This window comes from Vibrio sp. 1288 (genome assembly GCF_033344475.1).
Genome location: NZ_JAWPOX010001152.1, coordinates 1 through 513, shown reverse-complemented (window position 1 = coordinate 513; position 513 = coordinate 1). Strand labels below are relative to the sequence as shown.

Below are 513 nucleotides of genomic sequence, written 5' to 3'. Positions count from 1 at the left end.
ATTAGCGTGTTGGCGAGTGCAGTTTTAATCCAGTCAAAATTGTCTTCTTTGAGTAACTTTTCGTATTCGCTACGGGCGCTAGAAAACTGTTTGTTTTGCACCATTGCATGCGCACGGTAACGTCTGATCAGTTTTGAATATTCGGGATGAAAGGGAAGAAGGGTATCGGTGGCTTCAATCACGCCTTCAAAGTCCATCTCACGCAGTTTTTCGTAAATCGGTAGTAGCACGCTTCTGCGTTTCATGGCTGACAGCAGTCGGTTGCGAAAAAAGGTGTGATTAAACGGTTTTAGCAAGTAGTCATCAGGGTCGCAGTCCACTATTGAACGAACGATTTTGTGATCATTTTCTCTGGTCAAAAAGACGAACGTTGTATGTGCAGGCAGAATTTGCGCGTGCTTTAACTCTTCTAACAACTGAAAGCCATTGAGCTGAGTTTGAAAGTTGTAGTCACAAATCACCAAATCACAATGCATTTGCTTACAAAGATTGATGACCTCAAAAGGTTTATAA

At 42.1% G+C, this 513-nt stretch carries 1 protein-coding gene; it reads right to left on the bottom strand.

All coding sequences use genetic code 11. The features are described from left to right. A partial coding sequence (locus R8O11_RS31400; protein WP_318195415.1) for a response regulator occupies positions 1 to 476 on the bottom strand: 476 nt, incomplete at its 3' end. Positions 477 to 513: the final 37 nt, after the last annotated feature.